Origin of the sequence: Amycolatopsis halotolerans, assembly GCF_042647905.1 — a bacterium.
Taxonomy (GTDB): domain Bacteria; phylum Actinomycetota; class Actinomycetes; order Mycobacteriales; family Pseudonocardiaceae; genus Amycolatopsis; species Amycolatopsis halotolerans.
Map to the genome: position 1 here is coordinate 119,855 of NZ_JBHRWI010000076.1, position 16,807 is coordinate 136,661.

19 protein-coding genes are annotated in these 16,807 nt (G+C 70.0%); 11 read left to right on the forward strand and 8 right to left on the reverse strand.

What is annotated here, in order from left to right:
- Positions 1–26: 26 nt before the first annotated feature.
- Complete coding sequence (locus ACFORO_RS44410; protein WP_377872475.1) at positions 27–1,052, forward strand: tyrosine-type recombinase/integrase; 1,026 nt, start codon at positions 27–29, stop codon at positions 1,050–1,052.
- A gap of 4 nt (positions 1,053–1,056) precedes the next feature.
- Positions 1,057–1,521: an SRPBCC family protein gene (locus ACFORO_RS44415; protein WP_377872476.1), complete on the forward strand. Its 465-nt coding sequence runs from the start codon at positions 1,057–1,059 to the stop codon at positions 1,519–1,521.
- Between the two features lie 209 nt (positions 1,522–1,730).
- Here the strand turns inward: ACFORO_RS44415 and ACFORO_RS44420 are convergent, their stop codons facing one another.
- The 3 genes from ACFORO_RS44420 to ACFORO_RS44430 form a co-directional block, all read right to left on the reverse strand.
- Complete coding sequence (locus ACFORO_RS44420; RefSeq protein WP_377872478.1) at positions 1,731–2,630, reverse strand: helix-turn-helix domain-containing protein; 900 nt, start codon at positions 2,628–2,630, stop codon at positions 1,731–1,733.
- Between the two features lie 44 nt (positions 2,631–2,674).
- Positions 2,675–3,496 carry a hypothetical protein gene (locus tag ACFORO_RS44425; protein ID WP_377872480.1) on the reverse strand — a complete coding sequence of 274 codons (822 nt, stop codon included), beginning with the start codon at positions 3,494–3,496 and terminating at the stop codon, positions 2,675–2,677.
- Between the two features lie 97 nt (positions 3,497–3,593).
- Positions 3,594–3,974: a hypothetical protein gene (locus tag ACFORO_RS44430; RefSeq protein WP_377872482.1), complete on the reverse strand. Its 381-nt coding sequence runs from the start codon at positions 3,972–3,974 to the stop codon at positions 3,594–3,596.
- 66 nt (positions 3,975–4,040) lie between these two features.
- Between ACFORO_RS44430 and ACFORO_RS44435 the strand changes: the two genes are divergently transcribed.
- The gene (locus tag ACFORO_RS44435; protein WP_377872483.1) at positions 4,041–4,817 is read left to right on the forward strand and encodes a glycerophosphodiester phosphodiesterase family protein; all 777 of its coding nucleotides are present in this window, start codon (positions 4,041–4,043) and stop codon (positions 4,815–4,817) included.
- A gap of 40 nt (positions 4,818–4,857) precedes the next feature.
- Positions 4,858–5,856, forward strand: a complete 999-nt coding sequence (locus tag ACFORO_RS44440; RefSeq protein WP_377872485.1) for a helix-turn-helix transcriptional regulator — start codon at positions 4,858–4,860, stop codon at positions 5,854–5,856.
- Here ACFORO_RS44440 and ACFORO_RS44445 read toward each other — a convergent pair.
- Positions 5,789–6,493, reverse strand: a complete 705-nt coding sequence (locus ACFORO_RS44445; protein WP_377872486.1) for a transglycosylase family protein — start codon at positions 6,491–6,493, stop codon at positions 5,789–5,791. The genes ACFORO_RS44440 and ACFORO_RS44445 overlap by 68 nt on opposite strands.
- 250 nt (positions 6,494–6,743) lie before the next feature.
- On the opposite strand from ACFORO_RS44445, the gene ACFORO_RS44450 reads away from it, so the two are divergent.
- The 3 genes from ACFORO_RS44450 to ACFORO_RS44460 all read left to right on the forward strand — a co-directional run bounded on the left by ACFORO_RS44450 (position 6,744) and on the right by ACFORO_RS44460 (position 9,502).
- Positions 6,744–8,144 (forward strand): MFS transporter, encoded by a 1,401-nt coding sequence (locus ACFORO_RS44450; RefSeq protein ID WP_377872487.1) that lies wholly within the window; start codon positions 6,744–6,746, stop codon positions 8,142–8,144.
- Positions 8,145–8,166: 22 nt separating this feature from the next.
- Complete coding sequence (locus tag ACFORO_RS44455; RefSeq protein ID WP_354741862.1) at positions 8,167–8,928, forward strand: thymidine kinase; 762 nt, start codon at positions 8,167–8,169, stop codon at positions 8,926–8,928.
- Positions 8,929–9,154: 226 nt separating this feature from the next.
- Positions 9,155–9,502, forward strand: coding sequence for an RNA polymerase-binding protein RbpA (locus tag ACFORO_RS44460; RefSeq protein ID WP_009078445.1), 348 nt, complete (start codon positions 9,155–9,157; stop codon positions 9,500–9,502).
- A gap of 219 nt (positions 9,503–9,721) precedes the next feature.
- Here the strand turns inward: ACFORO_RS44460 and ACFORO_RS44465 are convergent, their stop codons facing one another.
- Positions 9,722–10,198: a cupin domain-containing protein gene (locus tag ACFORO_RS44465; protein ID WP_377872489.1), complete on the reverse strand. Its 477-nt coding sequence runs from the start codon at positions 10,196–10,198 to the stop codon at positions 9,722–9,724.
- Between the two features lie 116 nt (positions 10,199–10,314).
- Here ACFORO_RS44465 and ACFORO_RS44470 point away from each other — a divergent pair, with 116 nt between their 5' ends.
- Entirely contained in the window at positions 10,315–11,199 is an 885-nt protein-coding gene (locus tag ACFORO_RS44470; protein ID WP_377872491.1) for a LysR family transcriptional regulator, read from the forward strand.
- Here the strand turns inward: ACFORO_RS44470 and ACFORO_RS44475 are convergent.
- Entirely contained in the window at positions 11,159–12,331 is a 1,173-nt protein-coding gene (locus ACFORO_RS44475; RefSeq protein ID WP_377872492.1) for an MFS transporter, read from the reverse strand. The two genes, ACFORO_RS44470 and ACFORO_RS44475, sit on opposite strands and share 41 nt — an antisense overlap.
- 86 nt (positions 12,332–12,417) lie before the next feature.
- On the opposite strand from ACFORO_RS44475, the gene ACFORO_RS44480 reads away from it, so the two are divergent.
- The 3 genes from ACFORO_RS44480 (at position 12,418) to ACFORO_RS44490 (ending at position 14,379) form a co-directional block, all read left to right on the forward strand.
- Positions 12,418–12,858, forward strand: coding sequence for a winged helix-turn-helix transcriptional regulator (locus ACFORO_RS44480; RefSeq protein ID WP_377872493.1), 441 nt, complete (start codon positions 12,418–12,420; stop codon positions 12,856–12,858).
- Between the two features lie 79 nt (positions 12,859–12,937).
- Positions 12,938–13,300 carry an ArsR/SmtB family transcription factor gene (locus tag ACFORO_RS44485; protein WP_377872494.1) on the forward strand — a complete coding sequence of 121 codons (363 nt, stop codon included), beginning with the start codon at positions 12,938–12,940 and terminating at the stop codon, positions 13,298–13,300.
- Positions 13,297–14,379 carry an SRPBCC domain-containing protein gene (locus tag ACFORO_RS44490; RefSeq protein WP_377872496.1) on the forward strand — a complete coding sequence of 361 codons (1,083 nt, stop codon included), beginning with the start codon at positions 13,297–13,299 and terminating at the stop codon, positions 14,377–14,379. Before ACFORO_RS44485 ends, ACFORO_RS44490 begins: the two co-directional genes overlap by 4 nt.
- Positions 14,380–14,386: 7 nt before the next feature.
- Here the strand turns inward: ACFORO_RS44490 and ACFORO_RS44495 are convergent, their stop codons facing one another.
- On the reverse strand, positions 14,387–15,154 hold the full coding sequence (locus ACFORO_RS44495) for a polyprenol monophosphomannose synthase (protein WP_354741876.1): 768 nt from the start codon (positions 15,152–15,154) through the stop codon (positions 14,387–14,389).
- Between the two features lie 23 nt (positions 15,155–15,177).
- The gene (gene lnt, locus ACFORO_RS44500; RefSeq protein WP_377872499.1) at positions 15,178–16,803 is read right to left on the reverse strand and encodes an apolipoprotein N-acyltransferase; all 1,626 of its coding nucleotides are present in this window, start codon (positions 16,801–16,803) and stop codon (positions 15,178–15,180) included.
- Positions 16,804–16,807 lie beyond the last annotated feature (4 nt).

Below are 16,807 nucleotides of genomic sequence, written 5' to 3' on the forward strand. Positions count from 1 at the left end.
GAAGCAGCGTCGAAATTGTCGGTGCTGTGCGGTACAAGATCACTATGCTCGTTTCCGAGGCACAGCAAGCGTTCTTCGCGGCACGGCGGCCGCGCAAGGACTCGCCGCACACCACTGCCGCTTATCGGCGCGATCTCGCCGGGATCACCGCTCTCCTGCTGGCCGAGCTGGGTCGCGACGAGGCGGACGTCGAAGAGCTGACAGCGCCGGTGCTGCGGGCTGCCTTCGGCGCGTTTGCCGACAACCACGCGAAAAGCTCGGTGTTGCGCGCGTGGTCGACGTGGAACCAGTTCCTCACATTCTGCGTGTCCGACGGACTGCTCCCGGGCAATCCAATGGGAGCCGTCGCGCGGCCCAAGACTCCCCCGCTCACTCCGAAACCGTTGCGGGGAGAGGAAACTCCCGAGCAGCTGCTCACCGCGGCGGCCGACGGTGCGCGACGCGCGCGGGATCCTTGGCCGGAGCGGGACGTGCTGGTTCTGGCGCTCGGACTGGTCGCGGGCCTGCGGGCAGCGGAAATGCGCGCGCTCACGCCGCGGTCGGTCGTCGGGCGAGACGGTGAGCTGAGGCTGCATGTCCACGGCAAGGGCAGCCGGGACCGGTCGATCCCGGTGCAGCCGGCGATGGCGAAACTGATCGAGGACTATCAGGCTTCGTGCCGTCGACGGTTTCCCCGGCAACGTTTTTCGTCGAACGAGCCGCTCCTGCGGGACCGGGCGGGCAACCCGATCGGCCGCGGTGCGCTGGAGTATCTGGTGAAGTCGTGTTATCGGTGGGCGGGTTTGCACGACCGCGTGCCGACGGGCGCGAATCTCCACGCGTTGCGGCACACCTTCGCCACGCGGCTGGCCGAGGACGGTGCGACCGCGTCGGAGATCATGTCGCTGCTGGGTCACGCGAGCCTCGCGACGAGTCAGAACTACATCGAAGCGACGGGCCGGGAACAGCGAGCCGCCGCGGCGAGCAACCGCACTTATCGGGCGCTCAACGGGTTGGCTCGGGAGGAGTCTTCTCGAGAGGGCACTGCGCGGGAGGCCGATGTGATTGCATGAGCGCGTGACTGACGAACCTTCGCGCGTCGTGCGCGCCAGCCGTGAGATCGAGGCACCGGCGGAGCGGATTTTCGAGCTGATCGCCGACCCGGCGCGGCAGCCCAGCTGGGATGGCAACGACAACCTGGCCGAGGCGAAGCCGGGCCAGCGGGTGCACGCGGTCGGCGAGGTGTTCACGACGACCCTCACGAACGGCTGGGTCCGGGAGAACCGCATCGTCGAGTTCGAGGAGGCGCGCCGGGTGGCGTGGCGTCCGTCGGAGCCGGGCAAGGAGCCGCCGGGGCATTTGTGGCGTTGGGAACTGAACCCGCTGAGCGCGACGCGGACTGAGGTGACGCACACCTACGACTGGTCCGAGCTCGATCCCGACGACACGATGCGCAACACCCGCGCGCGGTCCATGACGGCGGACAATTTGACGGCGTCGCTGGAGAATTTGGCGCGGGCGGCGGAGCTTCCGCAGTCGTAAGCCGGGGCCCGCGCGCGGATTACAGCGAGTGCGCGCTGAGTGCCACAGGCGATCCAGGCCCGGGATGCAGCGACCCCGCCGCAACGAGCCGAGCGGATGCTGGTTCTCGGCCGTGTCAAGGAACCCCTGCCCGCGCGGAGGCCACCATCAGCCTCTCCCCTGTGCCCGGCGTGGCTGAACAGGTCCTGTTCAGCCACGCCGTCCCGGCGTTATCGGTGTGCGCGCAGGGCGGCAGCGAGCCACGCGAAAGCAGGCACGCTGCGCGGTTCCGGCGGGCGATTGTCGATCAGGCTCAGCAGCTCCCAGTAGCGTTCGACGCGCGGTTCGGCGACCAGGTCAAGCCATTCGAGCAGGGCTCGCGAGTCGCAGTCAGCGGGCACGATCCGGTCGAGGGTCGCGTGACCGGCAGCCGATTCCGGTGCGATCCCCTCCTCCGCCGCGGGACCAGCGTGTTCGAGGACGCCCGGGCGGATGGTGAGGCCGAAGTCGATGCGGTAGTCGGATTCGCCGCGGAGCACCATCTGCCGCATCGTGTGCTGGAAGTCGTCGTCGGAGACGAGTTCGGCCAGCTCTATCCAGGCGTCCACCTGAGCGGAAGTCGGGTCGTCGGGCAACCGCGGTGGCATCTCTCGCATGAACTCGGCGATGACCAGAGCGTCCGGGTCGTCGACCCCGGCGAAGATCTTGTCGACGAAGCCGTCGATGAGCTGTTGCCGTTCGTGGGCCGGCAATCGGGCGAGTTCGTGCATCAGGGACAGTCCTTCGGTCTTGTTGTCTCGGCTGAGGGCGTTGAGCAGGACCGCGCGGTTCAGCCGCAAGAGCTGGATCTGGGCTTCGAGTGCCTCGACGTGGCTCGCGGCGACTTCGGCCAGCGTGGATCGGCTGTCGAGTACCTCGCGCACCGCGTCCAGGCCGAAGCCGAGTTCGCGCAGCGTCCTGACCAGGTGCAGGCGGCCGACCGCGTCGGCGCTGTAGAGCCGGTAGCCGCCCGCGGACCGTTCCGCGGGCGGGATTACTCCGCTGTCGGACCAGAATCGGATCGTCCGCGCGGACAGTCCGGTGCGGCGGGCGAGCTCTCCGATCGGGTAGCGGCCGGTCGCTTCGTCCATGCCCTCACTCTGCACCTTCCACCCGCTGGAAGGTCAACTCGAATTCAGGCGGCCGTCGTGCTCCGGGGGAAGTCCTTGCGCTTGATCTTCGCCCGCCGTCCGTCCGGGTGGTGGAACACGATCCCTTCGGCGAGGTGGCCCGGCGAGAACTTGCTGTCCAAAGTGGTCAGGAACTCGCGCAGGCCCTGGTAGCTGCGCGGGACGTCCTGCACCGCGGGTGCTTGGAAGTCGAACGGCACGCACCGGTGCTCCGGCAAGGCCAGCGGGTTGCCCTGGATGCGCGGCCCGAGCGCTTCGCACGGGTGCTCTCCGTCCGCCCATTCCGACACGTCGGTGTTCCCGGCGGCGGCGAGGATCCACTTGTCGTCGGCGGAGGTCTCGTCGGTGTCGACGTACCAGCCGTCCACGATGCCTTGCTGTTTCTGAGCCTTGCTGGGGTTGCGGCGCTTTTCGACGCGGACCAGGAGGCCGGAGCGGACGGTCAGGCGGACGTTGGTGCCGTCGAGTTTCTCGGTCCCCACTCCGGCCCCGTCGAAGACCCACGCGCATTCGGCGCGGGGCCGGTCGACCACCTGGAAGCGCTCGTCGCGTTCGAAGAGCGTGGGGATCTTCTCCATGACTTGGTTCCCTCTCCTGACGTGCCCCAGTAGTTCCTCATGGCTGACGACGCCCTCGGCCAGTCCGCTCGCCAGCGACCGGACGAGGTCCGCGACCGACACGTCCGCTTCGACCGCGACGTGCTTCAGCGCCTTCTTCTCCTCCGGGGAGATCCAGGCGACCAGCCGCGACCAGCCTTCCGGGGGCGTCCAGCGCGCCGGGGCCGCGGGGTTTTTGCGGGGCCGGCCTCGCCCTCGGGGTTCGTCCATGGCGGGAACACCAGAGCCGCGAGGGCACTTGTGTCAATTGGCATAACAAAAAATAGCCAGCAGGTCAGACAGCGATTTTCGGGGAAAACAAATAGCCTCAGCGAAGCTGTTCGAGATCCTTGGCCGCCGTAGCGATCTCCTCGGCGAGCTGTCGCAGCTCCCCCGCAGTCGCGCCGTCCTGGGCAGCGGTCACGATGTCCTCCGCCGCGCAACGCAGCTGGAAGAGCCGGTCCTGCAACGCGGCGATCTCGGTGTCCGACAGCACGACCGCGTCCTCGGGCAGGCCGCTGCGCTGCAGGGCGGTCCGGCGTTCGTACGCGCGTTGGCGGCAGGATTGCCCGCAGTAGCGTCGGCGGCGTCCGACGTTGCCCGCTTCGGGCAGGCGGCGGCCGCACCAGCCGCAGTGTTTCGGGGCGTTCGTGCGGCGCGGCACGACGCGTTCGTCGCCGGTCAGAGCGGTTTCGGCCAGTTCCCTCACCCGCCGGACTCTAGCTGTCCATCACGTTCTCACGACGGGGCCACACCGATGGCGCAGACTGGAAGCATGCGTCCACCGTTTCCGTACCTCGCCGACTCGCTCCCCCGCGCCTTCGCCCACCGCGGCTGGCATCTCGGCGACCTGGAGGGGCTGGAGAACTCGCTGCCGGCGTTCCAGCGCGCGGCGGCCGAGGGGTATCGCTATCTGGAGACCGACGTGCACGCCACGTCGGACGGTGTGGTCGTCGTCCATCACGACGCGACGCTCGATCGGACGACCGACGGGCGCGGGGCGATCGCGACGCAGACCTGGGCGCAGCTCAAGGACGTGAAGATCGACGGCCGGGCGCCGTTGTCGCGGCTGGAGGATCTGCTCGAGGAGCTGCCGGAGGCGTTCTTCAACATCGACGTGAAGGCCGACGGCGCGGTGGTCCCGTTCGTGCGGGCGCTGCAGCGGACCGGGGCGATCGACCGGGTCGCGGCGGCGTCCTTTTCGGACTCCCGGCTCGCTCGGCTGCGCCGGCTGGCCGGGCCGAAGCTGCTGACCGCGATGGGGCCGCGGTCGGCGTTCCTGTTGTGGGCGAACGGGTGGGCTCCGCTGCTGCCGATCAGCCGGTTCTCCGCGGGCTGGCTCGCGCAGGTTCCGGTGCGGCAGGGGCCGTTGACAGTGGTCGACCGTTCGTTCGTGAAGTCGGCGGTGCGGCGCGGGTTCGAGGTGCACACGTGGACGATCGACGACGCGGACCAGATGCGGACGCTGCTGGACCTCGGCGTGCACGGCATCGTCACGGACCGGCCGGATCTGCTGCGCGAGGTGCTGCGGGAACGGGGTGCGTGGAAGTAGCGGACAGAAACTGACCGCTACTCGAGGCAGGATCAAGGGCGTGCCGAAGACCTCCGCGCGGCTGTTGTCGCTGCTCTCGTTGCTTCAGGCTCGGCGGGATTGGCCGGGCGCGCTGCTGGCCGAACGGCTGGAGGTCAGTCCGCGCACGGTGCGCCGCGACGTCGACCGCCTGCGGGAGCTGGGCTATCCGATCGTCACGACGAAGGGGCCGGACGGCGGTTACCGGCTCGACGCCGGTGCGCGGCTTCCGCCGTTGCTGTTCGACGACGACCAGGCGGTCGCGCTGGCCATCGCGTTGCAAACGGCGACCGGAGCCGGCATCGAGGAGGCAGCGAAGCGGGCGCTGCAGACCGTGCGGCAGGTGATGCCCGCACGGTTGCGGCATCGGGTGGACGCCTTGAGCTTCACTGCCGTCGAGCACCCGGCTCCCAGCGCGGATCCGCAGACCCTCGTCGCGTTGAGCGCCGCGGTGCGGGCCCGGGAGGTGCTGCGATTCGATTACGCCCCTACGGATACGCCGCCTCGGCGCGTGGAGCCGCATCATCTCGTGACGTGGGGCCAGCGGTGGTATCTGGTCGCGTGGGATATCGATCGCGAGGACTGGCGCATCTTCCGCGCGGACCGGATCACGCCGCGGACGCCCACCGGGCCGCGGTTCGCCGAGCGCGGGCTGTCCGACGTCGCCGCGTTCGTGGCCGCCAAGTTCCGCGGGACGGATCTGTCCGGCGAATGGCCCTGTCGCGGCGAGGTGATCCTGCGTCTCCCGGCGACCGAGGCGGCGAGCTATCTGGCCGACGGGGTCGTCGAGGCGCTCGGGCCGGACCGGTGCCGGGTGAGTCTCGGGGCTTGGTCGTGGCGCGGGCTGGCCGCTTCGTTCGGCCGGGTCGACGCTGATCTCGAAGTCGTCGGCCCGGCCGAACTCGCGGAAGCGTTCCAGCAGCTCGCCGCGCGCTACGCCGAAGCGGGGCGGGTCAGCGCGGAGCCTTGCCCTCCCACGCGGCCTTCCACGTCTTCGGACCGAGCCGGCCCGAGTCGTTGATGCCGTTGGCGCGCTGCAGGTCCAGGACCGCGGTGCGGGTCTTGTCGTAGTAGCAGCCGGTGCCGCTGAAGCCGTAGCCGAAGGCGTTCATCCGCAGCTGGAACGTGCGCAGCGCGGGCGCGCAGTCGCCGTAGGCGTAGACGAGGCCGGGCCAGGCGGGAGTCGCGCCGGGCGGTCCCGGGGGCGGGGTGGGCTGCGGCTTGGGCGCGGGAGGCGTCGGCAGTCCGCCGCCGCCGATGTAGGCGGCCTCCTCCCAGGACGGGACGCGCTTGCTGCGGGCGTCGCCGTCGTTGGACAGGCCGAGCATGCCGCCGCATTCCCACGGCTGCCAGCCGCGCATCCGGTACAGGTACAGCGCGCGGTAGTCCTGCTCGCGGGGGCTGGCCTGGTCGGGGCGGCCCTGGCCGCCGACGCTGCGCCAGGTGGAGAGGTCGAACTGGTAGGCGCCGTAGTAGCCGTTGCCGGTGTTGATCGTGTAGCGGCCGCTCGACTCGCACATGCGGAGCTTCGCCCAGGTGTCCGAGCGGGGGTCCGCGGAGGCGGCGCCGGTGACGACGAGTTCCATGCCGAGGACGGCGACCACGAGCAGCAAGGCTCGAGCGGCGGCCCGTCTGGCAGTGCGAACGCGGTTGGTCATGCCACGCACACTAAGCACGTGACTCATGGACCACAAGAGTCACACCACGCACAGCAGTCTCACATGACACGCCCGGATATCCCGGCAGCGACACGCCCGGCCCGGCGTGTCGCGTGTTCCTGCGCGCGGCGTGGCGGAAACCGGAAGCGACGAACCGGACACGGTTTGCCCCCTTCGGCGGTAGCGGCTGCCCTCTCGGCAGTAATGTCCGGCGCGACCTGGAGATTCATGACCGAACGAGGAGCCGTGGATGACGCTGGCCGAGACCCGGGACAGCAAGCGGGAACGGTGGGGCTGGTACTTCTACGACTGGGCCAACTCGCCGTTCTATTCGTCGGTCACGACCGTGTTCGGCGCGCTGTACATGAGCACCGTCGCGGCGGCGGACGCGAAGCAGAACATCACCCTTAACGGGGACAGGGCTTGTCTCGACGCGGCCGGAGCGGACGACAAGCTCAACCACTGCGACGTGTCGGTGTTCGGCCTCCACTTCCCCGCCGGTTCGCTGTGGGGCTACCTGCTGTCGGTGGCGACCGTGGTGCAGGTTCTGGTGCTGCCGATCGCGGGCGCGGTGGCCGACCGCAGCCGCAACAAACGCAAGATCCTCGGCGGGTTCGCGGCGCTGGGCGCGGTGGCGTCGGCGCTGATGTTCTTCATGGCCGGTTCGGACTGGCAGCTGGGCGCGGCGCTGTTCATCGTGGCGAACATCGGGTACGGCGGTTCGCTGGTCGTCTACTACTCGTTCCTGGTGGACATCGCGACGCCGGACGAGCGCGACGACGTTTCGGCCAAGGGCTGGGCGTTCGGCTACCTCGGCGGCGGGCTCGCGCTCGCGCTGCAGCTCGCGTTCTACCTCAGCCGGGAGTCCCTCGGCATCGACACCGGTCTCGCGGTGCGTATCTGCTTCCTGACTTCGGGCATCTGGTGGGCCGTCTTCACCATCCCGACGCTGCGGCGGCTCCCCCGCGTCCACGTGCCGACCGAGGCCGCGCGCGGGGTTTCCGTGCTGCGGTCGGGTTTCCGCGAGCTGCGCCAGACGCTCGCCGAGGCGAAGGCGTATCCGCTTACGCTCGCCTTCCTCGGCAGTTACCTGCTCTTCGCGGACGGCATCAACACCGTCGTCACGGTCTCGGCGCAGTACGGGAAGGACGAGCTGCGGTTCTCCGACGAAGTGTTGATCATCACGGTGCTGGTGATCCAGTTCCTCGCCTACGCCGGCGGCGTCCTGCACGGCCTGCTCGCGCGGCGGCTCGGCGCGAAGCGGACGATCCTGGTCAGCCTCGTGCTCTGGGTCGTGGTGCTCGGCGGGGCGTACTTCGTGCAGCCGAGGCAGCCACTGCAGTTCTTCGCCGTGTCGATCGGCATCGGGCTGGTGCTGGGCGGGACGAACGCGCTGGCCAGGTCGCTGTTCAGCCAGATGATCCCGGCCGGGAAAGACGCGCAGTACTACTCGCTCTACGTCGTGGGCGAGAAGGGCACGTCGTGGCTGGGGCCGCTGGTGTTCGCCGGCGTCGGGCAGGCGACCGGGTCGTTCCGGCTGGCGATCATCGCGCTCGTGGTGTTCTTCGTGCTCGGGTTCGTGTTCGTCGCGCTGGTGCCGGTGCGGCGCGCGATCGCGGCCGCCGGCAACCGTCCGCCGGAGGTGCTGTGAGGCCCAGATAGGGTCGGGCGTCGTGACCGCTGCAGACGACGTTGTTCTCGAGGACCCCACCGACGCGCTTTCCGCGGCCCCGCCCGCCGGGGCCCGGCGCAACGGTCCCGCGCGGGGACGGCTGAAGTTCTGCTACGGCCCGATGGACTGCGGGAAGTCGACGCTCGCGCTGCAGATCGACCACAACCACGCGCGCCAGGGCCGCCGCGGGCTCGTGCTGGTCCGCCACGACCGGTCCGGCGCGCCGCAGATCACCAGCCGGATCGGCATCGCGCGGCGGGCGACCGAGGTCGCGACCGGCACCGACATCCGGGACCTGGTGCGCGAGCAGTGGGCGCGCGGGCAGCACGTGGACTACGTGATCGTGGACGAGGCGCAGTTCCTCTCCCCCGTCCAGGTCGACCAGCTGGCCGAACTCGCCGACGAGGCGGGCATCGACGTGTACTGCTTCGGGATCGCGACCGACTTCCGCAGCACGCTGTTCCCCGGGGCCGCCCGGCTGTTCGAACTCGCCGACGAACTGCAGCCGGTCCAGGTCGAGGTGCTCTGCTGGTGCGGGCTGCCCGGCCGGTTCAACGCGCGGGTCCGCGACGACGTGATTCTCCGTGACGGAGACACCGTTGTGGTAGCAGATACCGAACACTCCGTAGTTGAACCTTCAGCTTCAGCACGGTCTGATGCCGAAATGGTCACGGTCCGTTATCAGGTACTGTGCCGTCGGCACTTCCGCTCGGGGGATCTGGGACCCGCTGCCGCCCAGCACGGTCAGTTACGGTTGTCCTAGAGCTAACCTAACTAGCCCGACTGGGGGATATCCGCACTAAGAAGGCGGTATCCGCGTCACGTCAGAGGGCGAAACGACTCCCTCTGGAGGAAGCTGAAGACCACGGGTGACGCAGCTCATCGTGAGCAGCGACATGGGGCGCCGGGAATCTCTCGGATGCCTCGTTCGTTGCATAGGGTGAGCATCACCCTGGCTCCACCCGGAGCTGACTGAAAGGAATCCCACTATGGCCGACCGTGTTCTCCGTGGAAGCCGGCTGGGAGCGGTCAGCTACGAGACCGACCGCAATCACGACCTCGCTCCGCGCCGTACCGTGCGCTACTCCTGCCCCAAGAACCACGAGTTCGAGGTGCCGTTCTCCGACGACGCCGAGATCCCGACGGTGTGGGAGTGCCGCCTGCACGGCAGCGAATCCGAGATCGTCGACGGCGGGCAGCCCGAGCAAAAAAAGGTCAAGCCCCCCAGGACCCACTGGGACATGCTGCTGGAGCGCCGCTCCATCCCCGAGCTCGAGGACCTGCTGAACGAACGTCTCGCCGAGCTCAAGGGACGCCGGACCAGCCGGTCCGCTTGAGCCTCGGCCAGTAGCTGGCTCCCACCACCGAACAGGAACGGCCCCCGCGACCTCCCCCCGCGGGGGCCGTTTCGCGTCCGCGGCACGCCGGGGACGCAGAGCGCGGCCAGCCGGTCCGGCGCGGAGGCCGATCGCCGTCTGCGTTTCGCGGGCGGCTTTCCTCGCGCGCACCGGGTCCACGCCCAGCGTTTCGCCGCCCTCCGCGAGCGTCGGCCGGGTTCAGGCGGCCGCGTCGGCGCGGGCCTGCCGCCATCGCGGGCTGTCGACGTAGTGGTTGTCGTACTGCTCGGACGACGCGGCGATCTCCTTCGGGTCCGCCTCGCCGCGGGCGACGCGGTCGAGCAGCCGGTAGTAGTCGAAGCGGTCCATGCCGGGCGTGAAGACCACCAGGACGTCGGCGGCGGAGCCGGCGGCCGGGCCGAAGGCGTGCGGGACGGTCGGCGGCACGGCGAGGAAATCGCCGGTTTCGAGGGTGTGCAGGTCGTCGCCCGCCAGGACCTGGAGTGCGCCGCCGAGGACAAAGAAGAACTCGGTCGCGCGGGTGTGGAAGTGCGCCGGGGTGCCGAAGACTCCCTCGTTCAGGGTGGCGCGGTTGGTGGTGAAACCGCCGGAGTCGGCCAGCAGCGTGATCAGGCTGCCGGGAGCGTCGGAGAGGACTTCGGCGGCGGCGGAGCGGATCAGGGTGGTTTCGGACATCGTTTCCTCCGTGCGGTGCGGGGTGAACAAGGACTACTTTTCCGTCGCTGAGCTGGGCGAACAACGACGAAGTGCGCATCGGTTGATAAGCTCTGGGTTATCGATCGGAGGCGTGGGTGGAACACCGGGACATCGAGGTTTTTCTCGCGCTCGCCGAGGAGCTGCACTTCGGCCGGACCGCGGAACGGCTGCGCGTGTCGCAGGCGCGGGTCAGCCAGTCGGTCAAGACCATGGAGCGCCGGATCGGGGCGCGGTTGTTCGACCGCACCAGCCGGCGGGTCTCCCTCACTCCGATCGGCCGCGGGCTGGAGGCCGACATCCGGCCCGCCTACCGGCAGCTGCTGGCCGGGATCGAGCGCGCGGTCGCGGCGGGACGCGGCGTCGAAGGGACCTTGCGCCTCGCTTTCGAGGCTCCGGCGGTGGCGAACCTGATCTCCGACGTCACGGGCGCGTTCCGGGCCCGGCACCCGGGCTGCGAGGTCGACATCAGCGAGGCGCCGTTCGAGGACCCGCTCGCCACGCTCCGCTCCGGCGAGGCCGACCTGGCCGTGGTCCTGCTGCCGGTCGCCGACTCCGCGATCACGACCGGGCCGGTCGTGCACACCGAGCCGATGGTGCTCGCGGTCGCGTCCGGGCATCCGTTCGCCCGCCGGGAGTTCGTCACCTTGGAGGATCTCGGCCGCGACACGGTCCTGCGCGCCGCGCACCCGCCGCCCGCCTACTGGCGGGAGCCGCCCGAGCCGTGGACGACGCCCGCGGGCGTTCCGGTCACCCGCGGGCGCGCCTATCGCACCTTTCAGGAACTTCTGCTGGTCATCGGCGCGCGCGAAGGAATCTGCCCGTTGGCCGCGCACGCCGCGGAGTACTTCGCGCGACCGGGCATCGCCTTCGTGCCCTTCCGCGACGCTCCGCCGGCGCAATGGGGAGTGATGTGGCGCAGCGCCGGGGAGACCGCGCTGGTCAAGGCGTTCGCAACGACAGCCGCCGAGCTCCGGCCTTAGCCACAGCCCACACGGCGAACGCGCACCCGGCGAACGCCGCGCCCAGGATGCTGGAGCCGGTCCAGCCCGCCGCCGCGAACGCGGTGGTCGTCGTGGCCGCGCCCAGGGCGGAGCCGAGCGAGTAGAAGATCATGTAGCCGCCGATGACGCTGCTCGTGCGGTCCGGATGCGCCGCGGTGAGCAGGTGCTGATTGCTGACATGCACTGCCTGCACAGCGAAATCGAGCACCAGCACGCCCACGCCCAGCAGCCACAGCGACGGCTGCCCCGCCGCCAGCCACGACACCGCGAGCAGGACCAGCGCTCCGCCGGTGACAAGGCTCGTGTGTCCCCTGTCCGCCCAACGTCCCGCGCGGGCGGCACCGAGCGCGCCTGCCAGACCCACCAATCCGAACAGGCCGATCTGCGCGGTGCTCAGGTTCCACGGGGCGGCGGCGAGGGGCAGCGACAGGCCGCTCCACAGCGCGCCGAACGAAGCGAACAGGAAGAACGCGATCAGTCCCCGCGAGAGGAACAGCGGCTCGCGGAAGAGGCCGCCGAGCGACGTCACGACCTGGCGGTAGGTGGTGCCGTCGCGGCGCGGGTCGGGCGGCATCGTCTTCAGGACGAGACCGGCGAGCGTCACCAGCAGCACCGCGAGTGCGACGTAGACGCTGCGCCAACCCCACAGTCCGGCCAGCGCACCGGCCGCGACGCGTGCGCCGAGGATGCCGATGACCACGCCGGAGGTCACGACGCCAAGCGTGCGGCCGCGTTCGTCCGAAGTGGACAATGCGGCGGCGTAGGCGACTGTTGTCTGCACGACCACCGCGAACAGGCCCGCGAGCGCTAAACCGGTTAGCAGCAGCCAAGTTTGGGTGGCGGCTGCGGCCAGTACCGCGCCCACGGCGGTCAGCAGCAGGTGCCCGGCGATGAGCTTGCGGCGGTCGACGAGATCGCCGAGCGGGACCAGCACGGCGAGTCCGGCCAGGTAGCCGAGCTGTCCGGCGGCGACGATCCAGCCCAATCCGGCGTCCGGCACGCCCAGGTCTCCGCCGATTTCGGCCAGAACCGGCTGAGCGGCGTAAATGCTCGCGACGGCGACCGCGCACACCGCGGCGAACACCGTCCGGCGGCCCGTGGTGAGGCCCATGGCTCCCCCAATCAGTAGCGAATTGCAACTGATTGCACCGTACGGCAGGATGGTTTCAAAGAGCAACTCATCAAGGAGGCGCGCCCGTGGGCGAGAACCCGGCCTGGACCGACCCGACGTGTCCGGTGGCCCGCACCCTGGACCTCGTCGGCGACCGGTGGAGCCTGCTGATCGTCCGCGACGCGATGGACGGCGCGCGGGCGTTCACCGACTTCCAGCAGCGCACCGGCATCGCCCGCAACATCCTCACCGACCGGCTGCGCCGCCTGGTCGAGCGCGGCGTCCTCGACCGGCAGACCGCGGAGTCCGGCAAGCGGCAGGTCTACTCGCTCACGCAGGCCGGGCGCGATCTGTTCACCGTCGTCGTCGCGCTCCGGCAGTGGGGCGAGCGGCACGCCTTCTCCCCCGGCGAAGACCACTCCGTGCTCGTCGACGAGGCCGGTCAGCCGGTTCCGCCGCTCATGCCGGTCGCGGCGAGCGGCGCGGCCGTCGACGTCGGGACGACCTCGGTGCGCAAGGTTCGCTGAATTCCCCCTGCCCCTTGCTCCGGGGACGCGACGGGCCTATTGTCAACGTACTGCTTGATAAAGAGATCGGTTGATAAAGATGTCCGTTGACAACGTCGAGGACCGGCTGGACCGGGCGTTCACCGCGCTGGGAGACCCGATCCGGCGTGCGCTGATTGCCCGGCTCTCGCTCGGCGAAGCGACCGTGAACGAACTGGCCGAGCCGTTCCCGGTGACGAAACAAGCCGTGTCGCGGCACGTCCAGGTGCTGGAGGCGGCCGGGCTCATCACGCGCAGCCGCGACGGCCAGCGCCGCCCGTGCCACCTCAACGCCGCCGCTCTCGAAGAGCTCACCAGCTGGATCGACGCCTACCGGCTGACCCGCGAACGCGAATTCCGCCGCCTCGACAGCATCCTCGAAGAGACCAGTGCCCTCGAAAAGACCAAGGAGCAAGACCGATGACCGCGACCACCATCTGCGCCCAGCCCGGCAGCCCGTTCATCGAGGTCGTCCGCGATTTCGACGCGACCCCCGCGCAGTTGTTCCGCGCCTTCACCGACCCTGACCTGATCACCCGCTGGCTCGGTCCGCGCGACATCGAAATGCGCATCCTGGAGTTCGACGCGCACTCCGGCGGGGCGTACCGCTACGTGCATCGCGACTCCGACGGCGGCGAGTACTTCTTCCACGGCGTCTTCCACGCGGTGGAGAGCGCCGAGCGGATCGTCCAGACCTTCGAGTACGAGGGCGCGCCGGGCAACGTCAGCCTGGAGACCATGACCTTCGAGGACCTCGACGGCCGGACGCGGCTGCGGACCCGGTCGGTCTTCCCGAGCGTCAAGGCGCGCGACGCGATGGTCGCGAGCGGGATGGAGCGCGGGATCCGCGATTCGATGGACCGGCTCGGCGAACTCGCGCGCGACGCGGACCGGCCGGGAGCGAGCCGGGTGGTCGTGGACATCTCGATGTCGCTGGACGGCTACGTCACCGCTCCGGGAGCCGGTCCCGACCACGGGCTCGGCATCGGCGGAGAACCGCTGCACACCTGGGTGTCCGACCCGACGCCGCGCGATGCGGAAATCCTGCACCGGTCGTTCACCGACACCGGAGCGGTGGTCATGGGCCGCGCCATGTTCGACGTCGTGGACGGCCCCAACGGCTGGGCCGACGAGGACGGCTACGGCGAGGGCGAGGACCGGATCCCCGCGCCGCCGGTGTTCGTCGTCACCCACGCCCGGCCCGAAAAAGTGCGGCTGGGCAAGCGGTTCCGGTTCGTGACCGACGGCCTCGAAAGCGCGATCGAGCAGGCTCGCGCGGCCGCGGGCGGAAAGAACGTCACCGTGGGCGGCGGCGGGTCGATCGCGTCGCAGGTCCTGTACGCCGGATTGGCGGACGTGCTGCGGATCCACCTCGCGCCGATCGTCCTCGGCGACGGAACTCCGTTGTTCCCCCGAGGAAATCCCGGGCCGGTGCGCCTCGAGCCGCTCGGTGCGGTGTCGACGCCAGGCGCCGAACACCTCACCTACCGCGTCCTCAACTAGAAAACCGTCAGCCTCGGCCCAGCAGCTTCTTCAGCTGGGCCAGGCGGCGCTGCACGCCCCACTCCGCGACCCGGAAGAACGCCTCGGACATGATGCCGCCGCTCATCTTCGACACGCCGATCTCCCGGTCGGTGAAGGTGATCGGCACCTCGACGATGTCGAACCCGGCGTCCGCGGTGCGGCGCGTGAGGTCGATCTGGAAGCAGTAGCCGTGCGAGGCGACGTCGTTCAGCGCCAGCTTCTCCAGCACCGGACGGCGGTACACGCGGAAACCCGCGGTCATGTCCGCCACCTTGATGCCCAGCGCGATCCGCGAGTACAGGTTCGCCCCGCGCGAGAGCAGCGTCCGGCGCAGCGGCCAGTTCACCGTGCTGCCGCCGGGCACGTACCGCGACCCGATCGACAGGTCCGCGTCGCCGACCGCGTCCAGCAGGCGCGGCAGGTCCTCCGGCGCGTGCGAACCGTCGGCGTCCATCTCCACGAACGTCGCGTAGTCGCGCTCCATCCCCCAATGGAACCCGGCGATGTAGGCCTTGCCGAGGCCCTCCTTCGCGGTGCGGTGCAGCACGTGCACCCGCTTGTCCCCGGCCGCGCGCTCGTCGGCCAGCTCCCCCGTGCCGTCCGGGCTGCCGTCGTCGACGACGAGCACGTCGACGTCCGGAAGTGCCTTGTGGAGCCGGTCCAGGACCGGGCCGAGGTTCTCCCGCTCGTTGTAGGTCGGGATCACCACCAGCACCGGTTCGATCGTTTCGGCCCCCCGCGGCGCCTGCGCCATCCGTCTCCTCCGCATCCGGCGAGTCAGCCCGCCGTTTCCCCTGCTGTGGTCCCCGTTGTCACTGTCTTGCCGGTACCGCGCCGGGTGCGAAAACGGAGCACGAACCCGCCGGCGACACCCGCGATCGCCAACGCCAGCAGTCCGTACTCCGTCCACGCACCGATTCGATCCGACAGCGTAGTCTGCGTGCGCAGCGGCACGCGCCCGACCAGGGCATCCGCCGTGAAAAGCCCGGTGGAGCTGGTGATCGTCCCGTCCGGGGCGACCAGCGCGCTCACCCCGGACACCGCCGACACCACCACCGCGCGCCCGTGTTCGACCGCGCGCAGCCGCGCCATCGCCAGCTGCTGGTAGCTCATCTCCCCCGGCCCGTACCACGCGTTGTTCGTCGGCACGACGAGCAGTTCGCCGCCCGCGTTCGCCGCGTCGCGCGCGGGACCGTCGAACGCCGACTCGTAGCAGATGAACACGCCGATCTTGGCTCCCGCGACCGACAGCGCGGCATTGGAGCCGTCGCCGGGCCGCATGTCGCGGGTGTCGTCGATGAACGGCGTCACCAGCCGCGCGATCGCGCGCGCGGGCACGTATTCGCCGAACGGCACCAGATCCTGCTTGACGTAACGCTGTCCCGGCCCGGTGTTCGGATCCCAGACGACAGCGGAGTTCTCCGCCGCCCCGTCCGGCGTGCGCACGAGCGCGCCGATGATCCCCGGGGCGCCGAAGGCCGACAGCATCTGGTCGACGCCCGGGTCGTCGCCGTCGAGCGGAGTCGAGGTTTCCGGCCACAGCACCAAATCCGGCTTCGGCGCCTGTCCTGATTGGACCTTCTGCAGCAGCCGCGAACTTTCGGCGAGAGCGTTCGCGCGCAGCACCCCGCGCTGTCCCTGCAAAGCCAGTCCGATGTCGGGTGCGTTGCCCTGCACGGAGGCGACGGTGAGCGAACCGTTCTGCGCCTCGGTCCCGATCGTCGGCCACACCGCGAGCCCGGCCGCGGCGGGAAGCACGGTGGAAACAGCGGGCCACACCAGCGCGCGGTCCCAGGCTTTGCGCGTGCGCCACAGGCTGCTTATCGCGGCTGCGAGGCCGAAACCGGTGAGCACGACGGCGAAACCGACCAGCGGCGCGCCGCCGACCGACGCCAGCGACAGGAACGCGCCCTCGGGCTGGCTGAACGCGACCCGGCCCCACGGGAACCCGCCGAACGGGAACCACGTGCGCGGCGTCTCGAGCGCGACGAACACCAGAGCGCCCCAGAGCGGCGCGAGCGGCAGCCGCGCCACGACCCGGATCAGCCACCCGGCGAGTCCGAAGTAGAGCGACAGCGCGAACGACAGCGCCAGCCACGGCAGCGGCCCGAAGTCGCGGCCGAGGAAGTCCTGCAGCCACACCAGCAGCGGCACGAAGAACGCCATGCCGAACACGAAGCCGTACCCGAACGCGCCGCGGAACGACCGTCCACGAAGGACCAGCGCGAACGCGGCGAACGCGATCGGGGCCAGCCACCACAGCGGGCGCGGCGCGAAGCTGAGGTAGTAGCCGTAGCCCGTCGCCGCCGTCGCCAGGACGCGCGCGAGCCAGGGCTTCCACGCCCGCTTTCGCTTGGTCTTGTGCGGAACGCCCGAATCGGCGTCCGCCACGCTCACTGCCACACCC

Bases quoted from the DNA above. Each gene is read 5' to 3' on its own strand.
- ACFORO_RS44475 (WP_377872492.1), bottom strand. From the start codon at position 12,331: ATGGGCCTCACCACGGGCCGCCGGACGGTGTTCGCCGCGGTGTGCGCG.
- ACFORO_RS44420 (WP_377872478.1), bottom strand. From the start codon at position 2,630: ATGGACGAAGCGACCGGCCGCTACCCGATCGGAGAGCTCGCCCGCCGC.
- ACFORO_RS44435 (WP_377872483.1), top strand. From the start codon at position 4,041: ATGCGTCCACCGTTTCCGTACCTCGCCGACTCGCTCCCCCGCGCCTTC.
- ACFORO_RS44445 (WP_377872486.1), bottom strand. From the start codon at position 6,493: ATGACCAACCGCGTTCGCACTGCCAGACGGGCCGCCGCTCGAGCCTTG.
- ACFORO_RS44465 (WP_377872489.1), bottom strand. From the start codon at position 10,198: ATGTCCGAAACCACCCTGATCCGCTCCGCCGCCGCCGAAGTCCTCTCC.
- ACFORO_RS44495 (WP_354741876.1), bottom strand. From the start codon at position 15,154: ATGGCGCAGGCGCCGCGGGGGGCCGAAACGATCGAACCGGTGCTGGTG.
- ACFORO_RS44425 (WP_377872480.1), bottom strand. From the start codon at position 3,496: ATGGACGAACCCCGAGGGCGAGGCCGGCCCCGCAAAAACCCCGCGGCC.
- ACFORO_RS44490 (WP_377872496.1), top strand. From the start codon at position 13,297: ATGACCGCGACCACCATCTGCGCCCAGCCCGGCAGCCCGTTCATCGAG.
- ACFORO_RS44460 (WP_009078445.1), top strand. From the start codon at position 9,155: ATGGCCGACCGTGTTCTCCGTGGAAGCCGGCTGGGAGCGGTCAGCTAC.
- ACFORO_RS44485 (WP_377872494.1), top strand. From the start codon at position 12,938: ATGTCCGTTGACAACGTCGAGGACCGGCTGGACCGGGCGTTCACCGCG.
- ACFORO_RS44450 (WP_377872487.1), top strand. From the start codon at position 6,744: ATGACGCTGGCCGAGACCCGGGACAGCAAGCGGGAACGGTGGGGCTGG.